Below are 19293 nucleotides of genomic sequence, written 5' to 3'. Positions count from 1 at the left end.
ATTTTTTAATCTGTAACACATGAATCCTGATCGACAGGTAAGATGCCGTCTGCTTACACGACTCGATCAGGATTCGCTTTATTATGTGCACTCCCGCGATGGGAAGTGCGATGATTCCATAGCGCCATGCTGATGGCTTCCATACGGAGTATAAATATCTGCTCGCTATGCAATCACCGCACGGTTCAAATCATTAAATCAACTTCATACGTAAGGATGGTACTTCAATATGAAGAATAAAGGCATTTGCTACCTATCCGCATTTTTAGCAGCGTTGTTTCTCTGGAACCTGCTCATTGCTCCGGCATGGGCAATAGACAGCATAACACCTAATTCATTGGAAAAAAAAGTGGACGATATCATGGTTACAAAATTGGAAAAATTGCATATTCCGGGGGCTGCGGTCGTCGTGACTCAGGGAACCCAAATTCTTTTTAGTAAAGGCTACGGATATGCAGATCTGGAGCGGAAAATGGCATTCGATCCAGCAAAGACCATTGTTCGTGTCGGCTCTCTAACCAAATCATTTAGTGCAAGCGCCACGATGCAGCTGGTTGAGCAAAACAAGCTTGATTTGAATGAAGACGTGAATAACTATCTCCACAGCTATAAAGCTACGCAATACCAGAATCAGCCTTTCAATTTGCATCAGCTTTTGACACATACCTCAGGATTGGATGAAGCGCTGTACGACATTAACAGCTCGACTCGGGCAGGCGTTTTACCCACAGAACAGTATCTCAGCACGTATTTTCAAAATCAGCCACCTATCCGCAAACCTGGAATTCAGTATGAATACAGTAATGTCGCCTTCGGTCTGATCGGTAATATCGTGGAGCAAGTAAGCGGTCAGGGACTGAATGATTACCTTCGTACACATCTGTTCCAGCCGATGAATATGCCCAGCGCGACACTGGAATTGCCGTTAAATCATCCTGCACAGGCCCAGTCGTATCAGTGGAAGGATGGAGCGTATTTGAAACAGCCTTTGTCGTATATCAATCTGCCCGGAGCAGGAGCGTTGAACGTCACACCCAACGAGTTTTCCCATTACTTGATCACTCATTTAAACCAAGGCAAGTATGAGGGCAAAGTGGTGCTCCAACCACATACGGTAAAAGTGATGCATGCGCAGCAATTTGCAGTCGATGCACGCCTGGATGGCGTGGGCTACGGATTTTTTCGTGGTCATTTGGAGACAGGAGTACCTATGCTGTGGGCTACCGGGGAAATTGATGATTTTATTTCCGAAATGGTACTGATTCCGTCACAAAAGATCGGCATTTTTGTGATCATTAATTCAGCTGACACGGACACTCTGCTTCATGGAAAAGTCATCGATGCGATAGCCCAAATGCTGCCCGCAAATCCGCAGGCCGCTTCTCAGTCACTGGCTCGTTCTACCACGCAAGTGAAGCTTTCGCCAGAGATTGAGGGTGTATATCAGGTGGATTCTAATCCTGTTCATGGGTGGGGAAAATGGATTCGAATACTGGGAAACATTACATACACCGTGCGAATTCAAGATGATCATACGTTAATTGTTAAAGGAAAATACCCAAATGAGAATGAAGCAACAGACAAAGTTTTTCAAGCAGCAGGCGATGGATTGTTTGTGGAAAAGGAGGGCCAGCTTAAAATTTTGCTGTATCAGGAAAACGGTACGTGGATGATGGTTGCCCCGGATAGTAAAACCATGAAGCAAACGACACTTTGGCACCGCACCTGGACTCTGCTTGTCAGCTATGCAGCCGCCTCCTTATTTTTCATCACAACCTTGCTAATTTGGATCGTAAGATATGTGATCAAAGCTATCCGTAAAACGAATAATCACATTTCGTCCAACCTTGCATTCATTGCGTCACTAAACACGATTTTTCTCGGAGTGCAGGTCGTCTATGGTAACAATCAGATCGTGTATGGCTATTCCGCGTGGTATATCTGGGGAATTTGCACACTGCCACTCATTTCAGCACTCATTGCCGTGTGGGTATTGATCGTGAATGGCGCAAAGCTGATTACAGGGGAAAGAAGAACCCGGGCTGCCGGGAAAATCCTATTTGCGGTGCTCACATTGCTGCATACAGTGTATCTTTTTTATTGGAATTTCCTTCCTATCCATTATTCCTAAAGATTTACAAAACAATGCATATTCGAACATAAATGAATGCTAAAATTTGTATCTGATGCCCCCCAGAAGGGCTTTAAACCAACAAACAGGAGGGAAAGAATGGGAATCTTTCGTCGTTTTACATCCCGTAGCTTCAAATATGCAACTGCTATGGTTTTCACTTTATCGTTGTATGCTGGTGTTGCGGGCAGCATGCAACCGGTACGGGCAGAAGGTCCGGCGGACCCAGCCCCCTTCATTGCAGCGAAAGTGGTCAATGAGAACGCTGGTAAAAAAGTGCTGTTTGATAATACTCATGGACAGACAGCTGGCGCAGCAGATTGGGTGATTGATGGTGGATTTTCAGACTTCGGCCAAGCCCTCGCGAGCAATGGCTATGATGTACACGAGCTTCGCCAATCTACGCCCATTACTTACAATGATCTAAAGAATTATGATGTATTTGTTACAGCAGAGCCGAATATTCCTTTTAAACAGAGCGAACAGGCTGCAATGGAGCAGTATGTAAAAGCAGGCAATAGTATTTTTTTCATTGGAGATCATTATAACGCGGACCGCAACAAGAATCGCTGGGACGGATCGGAGAGCATTAATGGCTATCGTCGTGGTGCATGGGAAGACCCTGCGAAGGGAATGAGTGCGGAAGAAAAAAGCTCGGCAGCAATGCAGGGCGTAGTCAGCTCAGATTGGCTGGGCAGCCAGTTTGGTGTGCGCTTTCGCTACAATGCATTAGGCGATATCACGGCCAATCAGATTGTCGAGCCAGCACAGGCGTTCGGCATTACAGCTGGAGTGAGTAATGTGGCAATGCATGCAGGATCAACACTCGCAATTATCGACCCAGCGAAAGCCAAGGGAATCGTATATCTACCTAAAACCAATCAGGCTTGGGGCAACGCGGTAGATCAGGGCGTGTATAATGGAGGCGGCATTCCGGAAGGACCTTATGCAGTTGTATCGAAAGTAGGACTAGGCAAAGCTGCTTTCATTGGGGACTCGTCTCCTGTCGAAGATGCAACGCCAAAATATTTGCGCGAAGAGACAGGAACCAAGAAGACAACCTATGACGGCTTTAAGGAGCAGGATGACGCCGAGTTACTGGTCAATATCGTAGACTGGTTGTCCAAGAAGGAGGAGTATACCAGCCTGACGGAAGTGAAAAGCTTACAGCTGGACCAGCCGACGGCATTACTGCCTTTTGAAGAGCCACAGGCTTCCACGGAACCACAAGCCGAGCCTTGGTCCGCTCCCGCAGCTGGCTACAAATGGTGGGATCAGCGAACCTTCAAAGCAGGGTCCTATGGCGGACCTACAGCCAGTGCGCAGCCTGTGTACAACATCGTTCGTCAAGAGCAGCTGCCCAATGCACAGCCTTTTCAAATTCGAGTTACTGCCGATCAGCTGGCTCCCAATAGTACGATTAGCGGATTCAGCACAGGTATTTATATAGAGGGCGGCAATCAAGTAGCCCAGATTCAAAATCCGGATGGAAGCTGGCCAACCTCTTACGGCTATAGCGGAACATTTAGTCTGGAGTCCAACGGCAAAGGGCATGCCTATAAGGACTTGACGGTGCGAATCAAGCCGGGAACCAGTGGTTCAGCTAATCTTAGACTGAGGCAAAACGGCAGCAATCTGCTGACTCAATCCGTCGTGTTGGCTGATGTCCCGGCCCAGCCGTTGCCTGAGGAAGGCAATACGGTTCCAGCTCGTATCAGTGTCGCAGAAGCACGGAGTCTCCCGGCTGGTAAAGTCGTGACCTTAGAGGGTGTTGTGACGACAGAACCAGGTGTATTCGGTGGTCAAGCCTTTTACATGCAGGATGAAAGTGGCGGTATTTATGTATATCAGAACCAAAGCGGCTTTCACCAAGGGGATCGAGTAAAGCTTACAGCAAGCTTGGCACTGTTTAATAGTGAGCTAGAGTTAACCGATCCAGTGGCAATTGAAAAAACGGGAGAAGGACAACTTCCAGAAGCTGTACAAGTCACCCAACTCAGTGATGCGAGCCAAGGACAGTTGGTTGAGCTTCCTACGGCAATGATTCGTAATGTGATAGACGCGACTCCCGTAGGTTCGTTTGAATTTGATGCAGTATCAGGTGAAGTAAGTCACCATGTGCGTGTCGATGCACGTACAGGCTTAACACGGACAACTTTTCCATATCAAGAAGGACAGCACGTGAAGCTAAAAGGAATTTCGGCGATTTTCAAAGGGAATTATCAGTTGAAACCGCGTGGACTGGATGATTTTTCAGCTCAGGCAGGTGCAGAGTTGCAAGAAGTAGAGCTTTCACTGGATCAAACGACCCTCAACATTGGGGATACGGCAGTGACACATCTCAAGGGTACGCTGACAGATGGCAGCGAAGCAGATTTAAACCGCGCTTCTGTTCAGTATGTCAGCAGTCATGAATCCGTTTCGCTGGATACGTATGGAGAACTTAAGGCCCTAAAAGAGGGGAGCGCGGAGATTACAGCCAGCGTTACCTTGGATGGTAAAACGGTCGTATCCAATCCTGTAACTGTTAGAGTCGAAAAGACTGGTGTAGGTGAAGTGCCGAGTAAACCTGTGCTGTCGCATGATAACGGGCAGGACACTGGGCTGAAGGATGGCAATTACAACATCACTATGGATCTGTGGTGGGGTACGAATGGTGATGAACTCAAGTTGTACGAAAATGACAAGCTGATTGGCACTCAATCGTTGCAAGCGGCTTCTCCTGGAGCACAGCATGCAGTCATTCCTGTTACAGGTAAGACCAACGGTACCTACACGTATACTGCAGAACTGATCAACGCTTCTGGTAAAACGACCAGCGACCCGTTAACTGTCGAAGTGACCGATGCTTCTCCTGGCATTCCAGTGCTGTCTCATGACAATTGGGATGGTGATGGTGCCTATACTCTTGCTATGAACATGTGGTGGGGCACAAATGCGACGAAATACAACTTGTATGAAAACGGAAAGCTGATCGACGCGCAGGATCTGCTGAGCCAAAGTCCGCAGGCCCAAAGTGCAGTGACCAGCATCCAAAATCAAAAGCCGGGTACATATGAGTACCGGGCCGAGTTAGTCAATGCTTCAGGAGAAGTTTCTAGTCAAACGATAAGTGTAGAAGTAAAGGGCCATGAAGTAGAAATGATGGGCCGTTAAAAAGTAAGAGCATCTATTGACCTCGTGAGAGTCTATAGATGCTTTTTTATTTTTTACGAAGCGGGAATTATCATTTTAGGATTGGGTTGGCGAAGCGGAAAGTCCCTCTATATCTGAGGAGCCATAGAAGAACATGGCAACTAGAATCACAATAATGACAACCTCTGCAAAATATTCTCCATCAAACTCACTCACCACATAAGTCTCCTTTCGCCACTTGTTAATTATTTATTTTCTGTGAAAAGGCTTGTATCACCTGGTCCAGTGTCATATTCCCGTTATCATTTAAAAATTTCACCATATTATCGACATTGGATGGAGTGGATGCTAGTGTTTTGTATTTTCCTGTGAGTCCTAAAAACAATGTTGCTTGTCTGTATAAAGTCACCGAATCGACGTTTAGTTTTCCTGTTAGTAGGAGGGCTGCCACAAGGACCTCCACATTTTTTCCTTGAAGCGCGGAAAAGATAGCCGAATTACTGTTTAATCCATTTTTCTTTTGACCGTTAGGTGGGGATTTGGATTTACGATTCCCGTTTCCATTGCCATTCCCATTGCCGTTCTTTCCTAAGGAAGCCATTGAATCTTCCTCCCGCCATATACTGTTCTTGCCTGGTTTTTATGAAAATTCGGGACAAGGACAGCGGCACTACAGTGCTCATCAAAATACGTTATGATCATACGATATGCGAATAAGAGAGCATTGGTTACTATAAGAATCACCCTGGCTGAAGGCAGTTGGCTACTGTTATCCAGTAATTTATTTCGCATGTTGGTCCGATTTAGAGTAAACTACAATAAAGCAAGCCAAATGATCAATTGCATAAATCCCAGAGCGTTTTCAATCAGCAATGTTTAGACTAAAACGGTTTAGTTCGTTTATTGTATTTTTGAGCGTTGAATTGGAATTAAGCAAAATGCTGAAATAGGAGTTGTAGATAAAATATGTCGAATGAAGAAGTATTGTTAACTAAAGAGGGATTGGCCAAGCTGGAGGATGAGCTAAAGGAACTGAAGACCGTAAAACGCAAGGAGCTAGCCGAACGCCTTAAGTTGGCTATCAGCTACGGCGATTTGAAAGAAAATAGTGAGTATCACTCAGCCAAGGACGACCAAGCGTTTATGGAAACCCGCATTCTCATATTGGAGAAGATGCTGACCAAAGCCCGGGTCGTGGATGAGAGTAATTTAGACCTTAGAACCGTTAGTATTGGATCGACTGTCATTTTGAATGACATCGAATTTTCAGAAAAGATGGAATACAAAATTGTAAGTCCTGCTGAGGCGGATGTTCTTGATAACAAAATTTCCTATGAGAGTCCTTTAGGCAAGGCACTTTTGGGAAAAGAAGTGGGCAGTATCATTCATGTGGATGCACCCATGGCTGTAATTAAATATGAGCTGCTTGAAATTAAGCTCACATAGTTCATTCCCGATTCCCTTATATGAGGGGGCCGGGATTTTTTTATTTCTCGCTGCTTACATACCGTCCATGTGGAGCACAGTTGCACTCCACATACACTGGACAGGATTTTCTTTACTCCGCTAAGCGCACTAAGTTAGTCCGTCATTAGGAAGCCTGCTTGCTCCAATGCAGCGCAGGCATCATTAATTTTATCTTCATCCGAGGCATTCAAGGTGTGCAGGTGGATGCCTCCCGTCAGCTGGGACAAATAAGTGGCCTGGGTGGAGCTGATTTTACGGATAAAATCGTCCACTTCCTTGCGAGTTCCAACCCGTATCGGAGCAGTCAGATCCCCGTATACCGGATGCTCAACAATAACATCCTGCACACTTACACCGTAGTCCACAATCAGCTTTAGTTCCTCTTCTGTCTGTTCAGGTCGATGTTTACACACAATAATACGTGAGGCTAAGGGAGTTGCCTGACCCGCAGGCTCCATATAAATGTATCCTTGACTCGTTGCAAGGATAGGCTCTTGGCTTGCTTTTAACAGGGAAATATCCTGTACAATTACTTGTCGGGAGACGGAGGATCTGCGCGCCAGTTCGCTCCCGGTCAGTGGTGATTCGCTCTTGAGCCACAATAGTAGCTGTTCGCGGCGATCCGTACCTGACCGTTTTAAAGATTCAGTCAACGGGATAAGCTCCTTTCTTTTCGATGCGTCAGGTCTGTCAAAATATCTACCAATACATTCAATTCCTCGATGGTGGTCGTTCTTCCGAAAGAAACACGGATAAATTGTAACGCTTCACGGCCGGATGCTCCAAGCGCCTGTAAGGCAGGCGAAGGATCGTGGTGTCCGGCAGCACATGCGCTTCCAGTGGATATACAGACACCTCTGCGATTACATTCCAGCATAACATATTGTCCCTCGTAACCGTGAAAAAAACAGCCTACTATATGATGAAGCGCTGCTTTATTCTCGCTTTCCTGTACCACCCAACGTAACGGAATGGATCTTTCCCGAATTTTCGTAATAAAGTGTCTTCTCAGGGAAGCATATCGCTCCTGATGCGACTCCATCTGTTCGGTCATCATTTCTGCCGCCGCGACAAAGGCTGCAATCCCGGGAACATTAACCGTTCCAGGACGAAATCCGTTTTCATGTAGTGTATCAGGGTACACGGGACGCCATGGGGTTCCGGGTTTGAGATATGCAGCACCGACGCCTTTGGGGCCATACACTTTATGGCTCGATACAGAGAGTGCATCTACTCCCATGGCTTCTACATCTACGAGAATATTCCCAAATGTCTGTACCGCATCACTGTGCAGCAAAATACCCCGTTCGCGTAGCAGGGGAGATAAGGCAGCAAGGTCCTGAACTAGTCCCGTTTCCGAATTGGCGTGTTGTACGGAGACAAGTCCGGTGTTTTCTCTCAGGTGAGGTAAAAGAGCTTCGCGAGACATTCGTCCTTCCCGATCCGGTTGCACAATGGTCAGTTCATAGCCCTGACGTTCCAGCAAAGTAGCAAGATTGTACATCGAGTGATGCTCCAAAGCGCTCATGATCCAATGCTTTTTATGCTGCGGCAACCCGTTCAGGATCGATTGCACAATCAACATATTGGATTCTGTTCCCCCTGTTGTAAAATAGATGCCTTCCTTTTGCCCGCCAATCATATTTGCTATTCGTTGCCTGCTGTAATCCAGCGTGTAGGCTGCTTGACCGCCCGCATCATGAAGGCTGCTGGCATTTCCGAACATTTCCTTATTTAATACGTTAAACATATTTAAAGCTTCACCACACATAGGTGTAGAAGCGGCATAGTCGAGATAAATCACACCAAATCCTCCCTGCTTAAAAATAATTCCATTCAAAAACTCTTGAGATTATTGTAGGCATGTGTAAATATAAGTGTCAAGACACTTGTAAATATGAATGTACACAAAGCGGTTATCTGTTCGCTGAGAGCGGAACGATCAGCCGCATCGATATGGAGGGATTCTAATGTCTATGCTTGACGTTTTACAAGGAAATCGAGGGCTTATGCCAGAGCATTATAAGACACTGACGGTTGCTGAAATGGAGCAGCGAGTGGCCGAACTGAAACAAAAATGGGGATCCAAGCTGCTCATACCGGGCCACCACTATCAGAAGGACGAGGTTATTCAGTTTGCTGATATAACAGGAGATTCTCTACAGCTTGCTCAAATGGCTGCACAAAATCAGGAAGCGGAGTTCATTGTATTTTGTGGGGTCCATTTTATGGCGGAGACAGCGGATATGCTGACTACCGATCGACAGACTGTTGTCCTGCCGGATATGCGTGCAGGTTGCTCGATGGCAGATATGGCGAATGTGGAACAGACAGAACGAGCATGGAAGCATTTACAGGAGTTGGTAGGAGATACGATCATTCCGTTAACATATGTAAATTCCACAGCAGAGATCAAAGCCTTTGTAGGACGGCATGGTGGGGCTACCGTGACTTCTTCGAATGCTAAGCAAGTGCTGGAGTGGGCGCTGAAGCAAAAGGAACGTATTTTGTTTTTGCCGGATCAGCATTTAGGTCGCAATACAGCTTACGATCTTGGAATTCCGCTAAATGAAATGGCCGTGTGGAATCCGCTGGCAGATCAGCTTGAGACTGAACAGGACCCAGCAACCGTAAAAATTATTTTATGGAAAGGGCATTGCTCTGTTCATGAAAAGTTTACAGTAGATCATATTCGCAACGTTCGCGAGCGTGATAAGAACGTCCGGGTCATCGTTCACCCCGAATGCTCTTATGAAGTCGTACAGCTCGCAGATTGCGCGGGCTCCACAAAATTCATCATCGATACCATCCGTGCGGCAGAGCCAGGGACCCAATGGGCTGTTGGCACAGAAATGAATCTCGTGCAACGAATCAAGCAGCAGTACCCTGAACAGCAGATTGAATCGCTCAATCCCGATATGTGTCCCTGCCTAACCATGAACCGGATCGATCTTCCCCATTTGCTGTGGGCAATGGAACAGTTTGACCGGGGTGAGCCTGTGGGTGTGATTCGTGTGGATGCTCAGATCAGACAGGATGCTGTACTAGCATTGAATCGTATGCTTGCTATCCGTTAAGTTTTACCGTAATATAGAGCGTTCTTCCACCGGATTTGAGCATTAGACCGAAGGAGCAGAAATAATTATTTCAGTTGCTTGTGATCCAACCCGTATCTCTAATTAAAGATTAGTCGCTTGTCCGGTTTCGTGCTATAATTGTAGCAACAAACCGAAGGAGGTGAATCCCTTGTTTGAGCTTCAAGACCTACTCCCTTATTTATTTACAATTGGCTTGCTGTGCACAGTGACTTATACGTATCTCGCTCATTTGCACGGCAATGTACCCGAATGCTGGGTCGAAGGTGGGCCCGTGAGGTCTCATGCCTCTCCGCAGATGCCGATGTCTGCCCGTGGACAGGACATGCCTGTCCGGCTGGCCCGACATATCCGGCGTAAAGAAGCGCCGGATGAAGATGCATCCGATTGTTCTCCCTCGTTGAACGATGGCACAGCCAATCAACGAGGAGGAACATATGAAACGATTCAAGGGATTCACCTTTTGGGGTAAAAAAGAACGGATATTTGGATTAATGGTAGCGTTGGCGGTGGTCATGCTACTGTCTGGTTGTGGTGCGAATGCTGCGGAGATAAATGCACAGACACCCGGATTTTTTAATCATTACGTGGTGTTCCCGCTTTCTTGGCTTATTCAGCAATTGGCGCAATGGTTTGGTGGAAGCTTTGGGCTGGCGATTATGACATTGACATTCATTGTCCGTCTGGCCTTACTGCCTCTTATGATGCGTCAAACGCGTGCCCAGCAGGGTATGAAGCGCAAGATGAGCGCTATGCAGCCCGACTTGGACCGAATTAAGAAGAAGTATGAAAACAAGAAAGATACCACCAGCCAGCAGAGTATGCAGCAGGAAATGATGTCGCTTTACAAAGAACATCAATTCAATCCGCTTAATATCGGTTGTCTGCCTATTCTCATTCAGCTCCCGATCTTGAGCGGTATGTATACAGCAATCCGCTTAACCCCGGAGCTCGCATCTCACTCTTTCCTATGGTTCCGGCTCGGACAGCCGGACTGGATTTTGTCAATCGTCGTCGCAATTGTATACTTGGCACAGGCCAAGCTTTCTCAGTTTCAGATGACGCCTGACCAGCGCAAGCAATTTGCGATCATGGGCTATCTTTCACCGATTATGATGGCGGTCTTTTCCTTCAATGCCCCTGCTGCCATGCCATTATATTGGACAGTAAGCGGCACCTTCTTGCTGCTTCAGTCGCTGTGGTTCCGCAGACGCTATCCAATAGAGGAAGCAGAGAGTAAGGTTAAACTTGGAGAAGTCACACCAACCTAATTAGTAGATGATGCTTGTTTAACTTGGGAATTACGTTTGTAGTATGCCACGTGTAATCATAGGATGTCATTCGAGCCGTTTATAAGGCTTGAATGGCGTCCTTTTTTGTTGCTGCTTTTTTCGCTACAGTCCGCTTGCGATTTTGTAGTCAATATGAATTTCTTATATTATAAAATGATTCTGAAAGTGATATTTTTTGAAAACGGGTTTCATTATGTGGAGGATGCAACTAATTCTTTTAATGAAATGATAAGGGAAAAGTGGGCAAAGTAAGACCTATATCTAAGCTAATGCTGCACTTTGTTTTATCACGCAATGAATATTATGGAGGAACTACAGAAAATGAAGCAAACATCAACAAAGCTGCCCATTTCCTTGGCTCTGCTCACATGTATAGTATGTGCATTCGGTTTTGGCTTAATCGCATTATGGGTGAGTGACCATCAAGTTCGGCATTTTGACCAGGAAATTATTTCGGTTATTGGACAACTGGAGTCGCCCGCCATGACCCGTGTAATGAAATTTTTCACCATGATCGGCAGCGGAATTCCAGTTGTGATCATTGTTTTAATGGCCATGTTCGTGCTCTATAGAGTATTGGGACACCGCAGAGAACTGCTTTTTTTGGCGGCTGGTGTATTGGGATCGGTAATGCTGAATACGATACTGAAAGTACTTTTTCAGCGTGCGAGACCGGAGATTCACCGTATTATTGAAGAGAATGGATACAGCTTTCCAAGCGGACATTCCATGACAGCTTTCAGCATGTATGCGGCGCTGACATTTTTAGTGTGGAAGCATGTTCCTTCTAGGCTGGGGCGTATCCTTCTTATTGTACTCAGCAGCCTGCTGATTGTAGCAATCGGGACGAGCCGCATTTATTTGGGCGTACATTATCCGAGCGACGTTGTGGGTGGCTATTTTATGAGTGGCTGCTGGATGGCAGCTTGTATTTGGTTTTATCAGCGGTACGAAGAACGACGAATGCTGTCACTTCGCTCTAAATCGACAGCATAACGGGTTGCATAAATAATGAAGTTTCTAAAAAAAGCAGACGCTTTAGCGTCTGCTTTTCATTTGGACAGAGGAAGTGTGTTCAGTCATCTTGGTTCTGGCCTGTTCACCAGGCTTGAGCCCCAGCTTCTGCTCCCATTTTTCATAAAATATAATAGCCGCCTGCATAAAGATGCCAGGTAGCTTCCGACTTCGAATGAATTGATGAACGCCGATGGCACAACCTGCACCAATAAGCGCACCTGCCAAAATATCCGAGGGATAATGCACTCCGGTCCATACGCGGGATACTGCGATGAGTACAGCTAAAATAACCCAGAGAACACGAAATTTTTGATGATGAAGCCATAAAATGGCAGCCAGAGAAAACGCTCCAAGTGCATGGTTACTCGGGAATGAAGCATTGGGATCATGATGAATAAGCTGAATGACTGAATGTCCGACAAAAGGCCGATCTCTGTAAAACAAATGTCCAAGACCCCAACTAATTACAAAGCCGATACAAACCGTTATAACGGCTTCTAAAACCATCATTCGATGCGGCATTTTAAAGGTGAACCAGTAAATCAGCAAAGCCACTCCGAATAAATACGGTGCATATTGCGCCAAGAAACGCATGGTTCCATTCAAAAAGGCGAGGGAATTAGCGAGTTCATTGATCCAGTGAAATAAAGCATAGTCTACATTAATTAACATGAATAAATTACTCCTTAACATCAAAAAATTGAATAACAAAGTTATATTATAGAGCGACTACACGGATAAAAGCTTAAAATCAAATAAAAAATGAATGTCATTTCCGTTACTCATTTGCTTTTTCTATAGAAATAGGTGGTTTTGCGATGGAAAAGTCGGTGCTGGTCATTGATGATGAAGAGAAGATATCCAGATTGCTTCAGTTGGAGTTATCCCATGAAGGATATGCAGTTGAAATCGCACAAACGGGCAGAGAAGGATTGGAAAAAGCTCTAGCACGTACATGGGATATCATCATTCTGGATGTCATGCTGCCGGAAATGAACGGGGTCGAGGTGCTGAAGCAGATTCGAAAAGTGAACAATCATACACCAGTAATTATGGTCACTGCACGTAACACGACTCCTGATAAGGTTTCAGGTCTGGATGAAGGTGCCAATGATTACATTACGAAGCCTTTTGAGATTGAGGAGTTATTAGCGCGGATGCGGGCCAGTATGAGGCATCAAATGGAGCCAACAGCTACCGCTTCACAAAAAGAGGACAAGTTGTCGTCCAGGCTCCAAGTGGATAGCTTGGTGTTGGAACGCAAGACTAGGTCAGTGGTGCGGGAAGGAAACCGAATCGAACTGACGCCCAAAGAATATGATCTGCTTCTCTATCTGATGGAGCACAAAAATCAGGTATTGCAGCGGGATGAATTGATTCAGAACGTGTGGGGGTTTGATTTTGTTGGTGATACGAATGTCGTAGATGTGTATATCCGGTATGTTCGCAAAAAAATTGATCATGGATACAAAAAGAAATTAATTAAAACCGTACGTGGTGTGGGGTACTGCATCAGGGAGGAAGAACATTGAAGCTGCGGACCAAAATCACCCTGCTCAGTTCTATTTTAGTGATGATAATACTCCTGTTTGTGGATGTCACGGTTCATTTGTTGTTCGTCAAAATCGCTACGCGAAATGAAAGAGAAGTGCTGCAAAATAAGTGGACTGAAATCATTGCCGAAACCGGACATACCATGATTCTGAAGAATGCATGGAGTCCAAAATTGAAAGATGAGCTTTCCGGAGATACTATTCTGAGGGTGTTTGATCAGCAATCCCGACTTCTGTATGAAGTAAGTCGCCAGTCACGCTTTAAGCTGGGCGATATTCGTTTTAACACTTCTCAAAGCTCTCAATTGACTGATGTACAGGGTCATAAAATTCTGGTAATCCATCTCCCCGTGCTTTCTCCGGAGGGCAATCAGAAGGGAACGCTGGAGATCGTGGAAAAATGGGATGCACTCGAAACCAATCTCGATATTTTAAATACGATTCTCATCACTTCGACTGTAGGAGCAATGATGCTAAGTTTGGTAGGGAGCACGATTTTGGCGAATGCCATATTGCTGCCGATTTCCAGTAGTATTCAAACGATGCAGGAAATTGAGAGAAGCTTAAAATTTAAAAAAATCCCCGCTGGCAGTCATAATCAAGATGAATTGTCCCAAATGACCGCTACTTTTAACCGAATGATGGAGAGATTAGAAGAAAGCTTTCAGAGCCAGCAGCAGTTTGTTTCAGATGCCTCACATGAACTGAATACCACACTTATGATTATTGAGGGCTATGCCAACATGCTGCGGCGGTGGGGCACGCGTGATGAGGACATTCATAAGGAATCCATTGAATCGATCTATGAAGAAACTCAGCGAATGCGTACGATGACACAGCAGTTGCTGACTCTTGCCTCCTCACAGCAGAAAGACCCTGAGCCGCATGAGCGGATAGAAATGATCGGTTGTTGTCAACAGGTAGTAGCGCATCTCAAGCCTGTACATGATCGTCAAATTTCTATTTTAACCGAAGAGAAAGAAATTTGGCTGGATGCCAACCTGACAAAAATGAAGCAATTGCTAGTGATCCTACTGGATAATGCATTAAAATACAGCTCGGATGAGATTGAAATAGGCTTATCTAAAGATAAAAAGGATGTCTATATCCGGGTTAAGGATTATGGGATCGGAATACCTGAGGGCGAGATCAAGCGGGTCTTCGAACGATTTTATCGGGTAGATAGCTCCAGGCATCGTAAAACTGGAGGGACCGGGCTGGGGTTGCCGATTGCCAAGGCAATTACAGATGCTCATCAGGGTACGATACGTATGGAGAGCGTAGAAGGAGAAGGAACGGTAGTCATCGTCACGCTGCCCCAAAGACAAAAGGAAAGGCTGTCCCTCCAGTAGAAATATCTACTCGCGGAACAGCCCTTTTTATTGTTATTTGTAAGTTAAGCATTCGGTGGATGGGAATCAACTAAAATTTATCCTAGAGGACACGACGTGCTGTTGTGTAATTGCGGCTCCACCAGCCCGAATTTAGATCTGTAACCGTTACGCCGCCTTTACCATACGTATGCAGAATTTTGCCGTTCCCCATGTAAATGGCTACATGATGAATTGGCGCATAGAAAAAGACCAAATCGCCTTTTTTCAGCTGACTACGCGGTACGAAAGTGCCAACAGTTGATTGCTGTCTGGACGAACGTGGAAGCTTGATGCCATTTTGTGCAAATACATATTGAGTGAACGAAGAGCAGTCAAAAGATCTTGTATTGCCTGCTGGGGCTCCATGCTCATAACGCACACCCATAAACTGGGAACCTTTAGAAATAATCTGATCAGCTTTACTTGCCGAAGCGGCATGAGTGGTGGCTGGCCCAACGACGAAGCTCCCTGCGCTCAATGCCAAAGTCATAGTAAAGCAAATACCCATCCACAATTTTTTTGAAGTACGTTTCATATATAAATTCCTCCGTTATTCGTATTGTGTTGATGTCCTGAAATGACAATAACACAAATAAAATGTCCGGAATTTACCACTCATGGTTACAAACCTGTTACCCCAACGCTTTGTCCTCATTTATTAGAAAACGATGAGAATTTTCTCCTTAATTTTAGCTTGACAAATTGTATAGACTCCCCTTATAGATAGGCTCGTATGGCAAAAAACGACTTGCAGACGATTGGCACAAGCAATCACGCAAAATATACATACCTATATACTACAATTTATAACTTGTACGGGAGTATGCTCTGATTCCCGTTGACATCGTAAGGATCACACCGTATTTCCGGTCAGGAAGGGGAATTCGTATGGCTTCAAGGCAGAATAAAGCACTCAAAAAACGGCGTCTAACCATTGTTCAGGTCATTTCCAACTATCCCGATGCACAGCCGGTACCCTCTAACAAAGGCGGAACGGAAAAGGTCGTGCATGAATTAACTGAGGAATTGGTGAGACGAGGGCATCATGTATCGCTGTTTGCCGCCCGTGGGAGCAGGAGCAGTGCGCGGTTGATTACCTACCCCAAGGGTTTGAAACAAAGTCAGATCCCCCAATATGTACTCCGGCATATGCCTTCCAACACACATATCATTCATGATCATACTTTTCGTTCTTCTGTGGGACGTAGGAAGCTGCCTTGTCCATCAGTATGCACCGTTCATCTTCCAGTGAAGAGACACGGTAAAAACCCGGTATATGTCAGTAAACGAGCGCGTCAGCTGATGGGCAGGGGCAAAGGTTTTTATATCTATAATGGTATCAACACCCATGAATACGAGTTCAGCAGTGAGAAGCGTGGCTACTTGCTGTTTATGGGCAGAATCATACGAGATAAAGGTGTATTGCAGGCCATTCAGGTTGCAGAACGAACAGGAAAAAAACTGCTTATTGCAGGTCCTATCAAAGCTCCAGAATTTTTCCGTAAAGAGATTCAGAAACGAATTCAGCGTAATCCGAATATACGCTATGTAGGTGCAGTTGGAGGTGCTCAGAAACAGAAGCTGCTGAAACATGCAGAGTGTCTGCTGTTTCCGACACTGTGGGAAGAGCCATTTGGACTCGTAATGGTCGAGGCCATGGCTTGTGGAACACCGGTGCTGGCATTAAAAAATGGCTCCGTTCCCGAGGTACTCTTGGGCTTTCCACAGTTGATTTGCAAATCAGTTAGCCAAATGGCAGGAAAGGCACAGCAAAAAAATTATCCGTCACCAGCGCAGCTTCGTTCATATGTCAACCAAAGATTTACCAACAAACAGATGACCAGTAACTACTTAAGACTATACCGTGAAATCATCCGTCGGCGAGAACAGAAGAGAGGACAACGACAGCCTATACGGAGGTGAAGGGGATGCAGGTCAAACGATATATGCTCGGAAATGGCTCTTGGGCAACTCCTTATTATATAGTCACAGGGGGGCAGAAAGGTCCGTGTGTGATGGTGGTCGCGGGGATACATGGTAATGAAATAGCTAGCATACGAGCTGCTGAGAAACTGGTGAAGCTTTTGAATCAGCAAAAACTGCGAATTAGCCAGGGTAAGCTTATAATTGTACCGATTGTAAACCAAAAGGCTTACCGCAAACGGATTAGAGGAATACCTGATCTTAATCGAACCTTTCCGCGCAAAAAAAAGCAGCTGGCAACACAACCACTTTCCGCTGCTCTATTCAAATTAACACAAAAGCATCAACCTGAATGGTATCTTGACTTGCATGAGGCCAATGGATTGTCACAAAAGGATGCCGAGGTGCTTGGTCAAACGCTAATCTCCAACAAGGCCAACCCGGTGGTTCCTGCGGTTCGTCGGGTTATTAAGCGAATGAATCGCTCCATACAGGTGAGCGACCGACATTTCAACCTTCGGCTGCATGAGCTTCCAGGTTCCTCCCGCACCGCTGTAGCCCGTATTTTAGGTGCACGCGCGGTTACCGTGGAAACGGGTTGGAGCCTGCCCAAGAAAGTACGCATACACTATCAGTTGGAGATCGTTCAGCATTTTTTAAAAGAAGCCGGAATAGTCAAAGGTAACTGCATCACAAAATAAAATCGCTTCTGGAGCAAGGACTTTTTCACCTTGCTCAGGAGCGATTTTTTATGTGCGACCTGCGACCTTCGTTCAGAATCCGTAGCGTGCATTATATCTGAGGATTTTGCAAAAATCCAATAAGCGACTTCCAATGAACAATATATAGATCGAAATGCTCTAGTTCGTCTATATATTGCACTTTGGAGCGACTGGAATCAAATTTTGCAAAATCCTGATCTATGTGTTGTCAGGACTCGGATTTATAGAAGGCGTTCACCAAGCTGTTTCCCAGACGTACCTCAATTAGCTCCAGTGGTGTATCCAGATCGGCACGGATTGTGTGATGCGTATCGACCGGAATGCTAAATACAGAACCGCTTGCCGCAGCAAAACGTTCTCCGTTCAGCATGACCTCTCCCCGGCCGGACACGATCGTCCATACTTTAAGTCCACTGCCGTGAATACGGCCATTCAAACGTTGATCTGGCAGTACCGTCAGCCGTATGGCCAGTATATCGCTCAGACTCCGATGATCAAATTCGTCCAGCACTCGGTAACTGCCCCAAGAGGTTTCACCATGCATGGGGTGAAGTTGAAGTTTACCTAGCTGCTCCTTGATTACGTGGGCATGGCTCTTGGACGCAATGAGAATGCCATCGGGACTCGCGGCAGCAATAATATCTTCCACACCAATGACATGAAGTGGATAGGGCAGCTCATTAACGATATGCGTGCCGTGAGTCTGCCCACTAATCTGTCCACGCCCGATTACTTGACTGTTTAGCTGCTCTGTTAGAGCCTGCCAGTTGCCGATGTCGTGCCATTCGCCATCGTAGGGCAGGACGATGGCATGTTCGGCACGCTCTGCAATCTCTTCGTCGAAACTGCGAACGGGGAGGCTATCATACATCGCGCATAATGCTTTATCGTTCAGCGGCAGATCACTTCGCTCCATACAGGACAACATATACCGTAATGTAAAAGCGTAAACACCACAGTTCCAGAGCGCGCCCTGATGAATAAGCTGTTGTGCTCCGGGGAGATCCGGCTTTTCTGTGAAGCGAGCAACTTGCGCATAGGAAGTTTTCCCTTCCCGTATCATTTGCAGACCCGGAACGACGTAGCCGTATTGGTCGGAGGGATGAGTGGGCCTTGTCCCAAGCATAGCCAGATCGGCTCCGCTCTCAAACAATATGCCGGAGAGCGCTGCTATGCTATGGAAGAAATCCTCTCCTGCAAACATGTCCGCTGGGGCAATGCAGAGAACTTCATCCAGCCCTGTGCCTCTGGTGTGAAAATAAGCAGCTGCCAGTGCAGCAGCGGTGAAGGTTCCACGTTTGGCAGGCTCGCCCAGAACGGGCAGACGACCTTCTGTATGGCGAAAGGCTAGATTTACCTGACTCCGATGAGCCAGAAGCAGGGCAGAGGAATCCAGCCCGGTTAAGGTAAGCTGACGGTACACCCGACCGAGCATAGATTCCTTATGCCCGTCAGGAGCGGACAACAACCGGAGAAACAGCTTCGACCGGATTTCGTTGGATAGTGGCCATAGCCGTTTTCCGGCACCACCGCATAATAATACGATGCGCACGGACGTTTCCTCCTTCAATGCAGATCTATTTTG

17 protein-coding genes are annotated in these 19293 nt (G+C 46.1%); 11 read left to right on the top strand and 6 right to left on the bottom strand.

Annotated elements, in window-relative coordinates:
• Positions 1-229 precede the first annotated feature (229 nt).
• Positions 230-2131: a serine hydrolase domain-containing protein gene (locus tag ACEN8J_RS11030; RefSeq protein WP_069011683.1), complete on the top strand. Its 1902-nt coding sequence runs from the start codon at positions 230-232 to the stop codon at positions 2129-2131.
• 99 nt (positions 2132-2230) lie between these two features.
• Positions 2231-5287, top strand: coding sequence for an endonuclease (locus tag ACEN8J_RS11025; protein WP_069011680.1), 3057 nt, complete (start codon positions 2231-2233; stop codon positions 5285-5287).
• 220 nt (positions 5288-5507) lie between these two features.
• Here the strand turns inward: ACEN8J_RS11025 and ACEN8J_RS11020 are convergent, their stop codons facing one another.
• A complete protein-coding gene (locus ACEN8J_RS11020) occupies positions 5508-5867 on the bottom strand; it encodes a hypothetical protein (RefSeq protein WP_029514846.1) in 360 nt (119 codons plus the stop codon).
• Positions 5868-6232: 365 nt separating this feature from the next.
• Here ACEN8J_RS11020 and greA point away from each other — a divergent pair, with 365 nt between their 5' ends.
• Positions 6233-6712, top strand: a complete 480-nt coding sequence (gene greA, locus ACEN8J_RS11015) for a transcription elongation factor GreA (RefSeq protein ID WP_013310174.1) — start codon at positions 6233-6235, stop codon at positions 6710-6712.
• 134 nt (positions 6713-6846) lie between these two features.
• On the opposite strand, the gene ACEN8J_RS11010 is transcribed toward greA, so the two are convergent.
• The gene (locus ACEN8J_RS11010) at positions 6847-7386 is read right to left on the bottom strand and encodes a transcription repressor NadR (RefSeq protein WP_029514848.1); all 540 of its coding nucleotides are present in this window, start codon (positions 7384-7386) and stop codon (positions 6847-6849) included.
• Entirely contained in the window at positions 7383-8537 is a 1155-nt protein-coding gene (locus ACEN8J_RS11005) for an IscS subfamily cysteine desulfurase (RefSeq protein WP_495594494.1), read from the bottom strand. Before ACEN8J_RS11005 ends, ACEN8J_RS11010 begins: the two co-directional genes overlap by 4 nt.
• Before the next feature lie 166 nt (positions 8538-8703).
• Between ACEN8J_RS11005 and nadA the strand changes: the two genes are divergently transcribed.
• The 4 genes from nadA to ACEN8J_RS10985 all read left to right on the top strand — a co-directional run bounded on the left by nadA (position 8704) and on the right by ACEN8J_RS10985 (position 12116).
• Positions 8704-9810, top strand: a complete 1107-nt coding sequence (gene nadA / locus ACEN8J_RS11000; RefSeq protein WP_459760345.1) for a quinolinate synthase NadA — start codon at positions 8704-8706, stop codon at positions 9808-9810.
• Positions 9811-9979: 169 nt separating this feature from the next.
• Positions 9980-10300: a hypothetical protein gene (locus tag ACEN8J_RS10995; protein ID WP_013310179.1), complete on the top strand. Its 321-nt coding sequence runs from the start codon at positions 9980-9982 to the stop codon at positions 10298-10300.
• Positions 10266-11099, top strand: a complete 834-nt coding sequence (gene yidC, locus ACEN8J_RS10990) for a membrane protein insertase YidC (RefSeq protein WP_069011673.1) — start codon at positions 10266-10268, stop codon at positions 11097-11099. The genes ACEN8J_RS10995 and yidC overlap by 35 nt, the downstream gene beginning before the upstream one ends.
• Positions 11100-11441: 342 nt before the next feature.
• Positions 11442-12116 carry a phosphatase PAP2 family protein gene (locus ACEN8J_RS10985; protein WP_029514854.1) on the top strand — a complete coding sequence of 225 codons (675 nt, stop codon included), beginning with the start codon at positions 11442-11444 and terminating at the stop codon, positions 12114-12116.
• A 42-nt stretch (positions 12117-12158) separates the two neighbouring features.
• Here ACEN8J_RS10985 and ACEN8J_RS10980 read toward each other — a convergent pair whose 3' ends face one another.
• The gene (locus ACEN8J_RS10980) at positions 12159-12809 is read right to left on the bottom strand and encodes an undecaprenyl-diphosphatase (protein ID WP_029514856.1); all 651 of its coding nucleotides are present in this window, start codon (positions 12807-12809) and stop codon (positions 12159-12161) included.
• Positions 12810-12955: 146 nt separating this feature from the next.
• Here ACEN8J_RS10980 and ACEN8J_RS10975 point away from each other — a divergent pair, with 146 nt between their 5' ends.
• Positions 12956-13669: a response regulator transcription factor gene (locus tag ACEN8J_RS10975; RefSeq protein ID WP_069011671.1), complete on the top strand. Its 714-nt coding sequence runs from the start codon at positions 12956-12958 to the stop codon at positions 13667-13669.
• Positions 13666-15042, top strand: a complete 1377-nt coding sequence (locus tag ACEN8J_RS10970) for a sensor histidine kinase (RefSeq protein ID WP_029514860.1) — start codon at positions 13666-13668, stop codon at positions 15040-15042. The genes ACEN8J_RS10975 and ACEN8J_RS10970 overlap by 4 nt, the downstream gene beginning before the upstream one ends.
• An 82-nt stretch (positions 15043-15124) precedes the next feature.
• On the opposite strand, the gene ACEN8J_RS10965 is transcribed toward ACEN8J_RS10970, so the two are convergent.
• Positions 15125-15598 carry a C40 family peptidase gene (locus ACEN8J_RS10965; protein WP_029514862.1) on the bottom strand — a complete coding sequence of 158 codons (474 nt, stop codon included), beginning with the start codon at positions 15596-15598 and terminating at the stop codon, positions 15125-15127.
• 353 nt (positions 15599-15951) lie between these two features.
• On the opposite strand from ACEN8J_RS10965, the gene ACEN8J_RS10960 reads away from it, so the two are divergent.
• Both ACEN8J_RS10960 and ACEN8J_RS10955 read left to right on the top strand, forming a co-directional pair.
• A complete protein-coding gene (locus ACEN8J_RS10960) occupies positions 15952-16986 on the top strand; it encodes a glycosyltransferase family 4 protein (protein ID WP_029514864.1) in 1035 nt (344 codons plus the stop codon).
• Positions 16987-16991: 5 nt separating this feature from the next.
• Positions 16992-17687 carry a succinylglutamate desuccinylase/aspartoacylase family protein gene (locus tag ACEN8J_RS10955; protein WP_069011670.1) on the top strand — a complete coding sequence of 232 codons (696 nt, stop codon included), beginning with the start codon at positions 16992-16994 and terminating at the stop codon, positions 17685-17687.
• Positions 17688-17916: 229 nt separating this feature from the next.
• Here ACEN8J_RS10955 and ACEN8J_RS10950 read toward each other — a convergent pair whose 3' ends face one another.
• On the bottom strand, positions 17917-19260 hold the full coding sequence (locus ACEN8J_RS10950; RefSeq protein WP_029514867.1) for a sugar phosphate nucleotidyltransferase: 1344 nt from the start codon (positions 19258-19260) through the stop codon (positions 17917-17919).
• Positions 19261-19293 lie beyond the last annotated feature (33 nt).

Source organism: Paenibacillus sp. Paensp38 (genome assembly GCF_059491915.1).
Note: the sequence above shows the minus strand (reverse complement) of the source record. Positions and strands in the feature narration are given on the sequence as shown.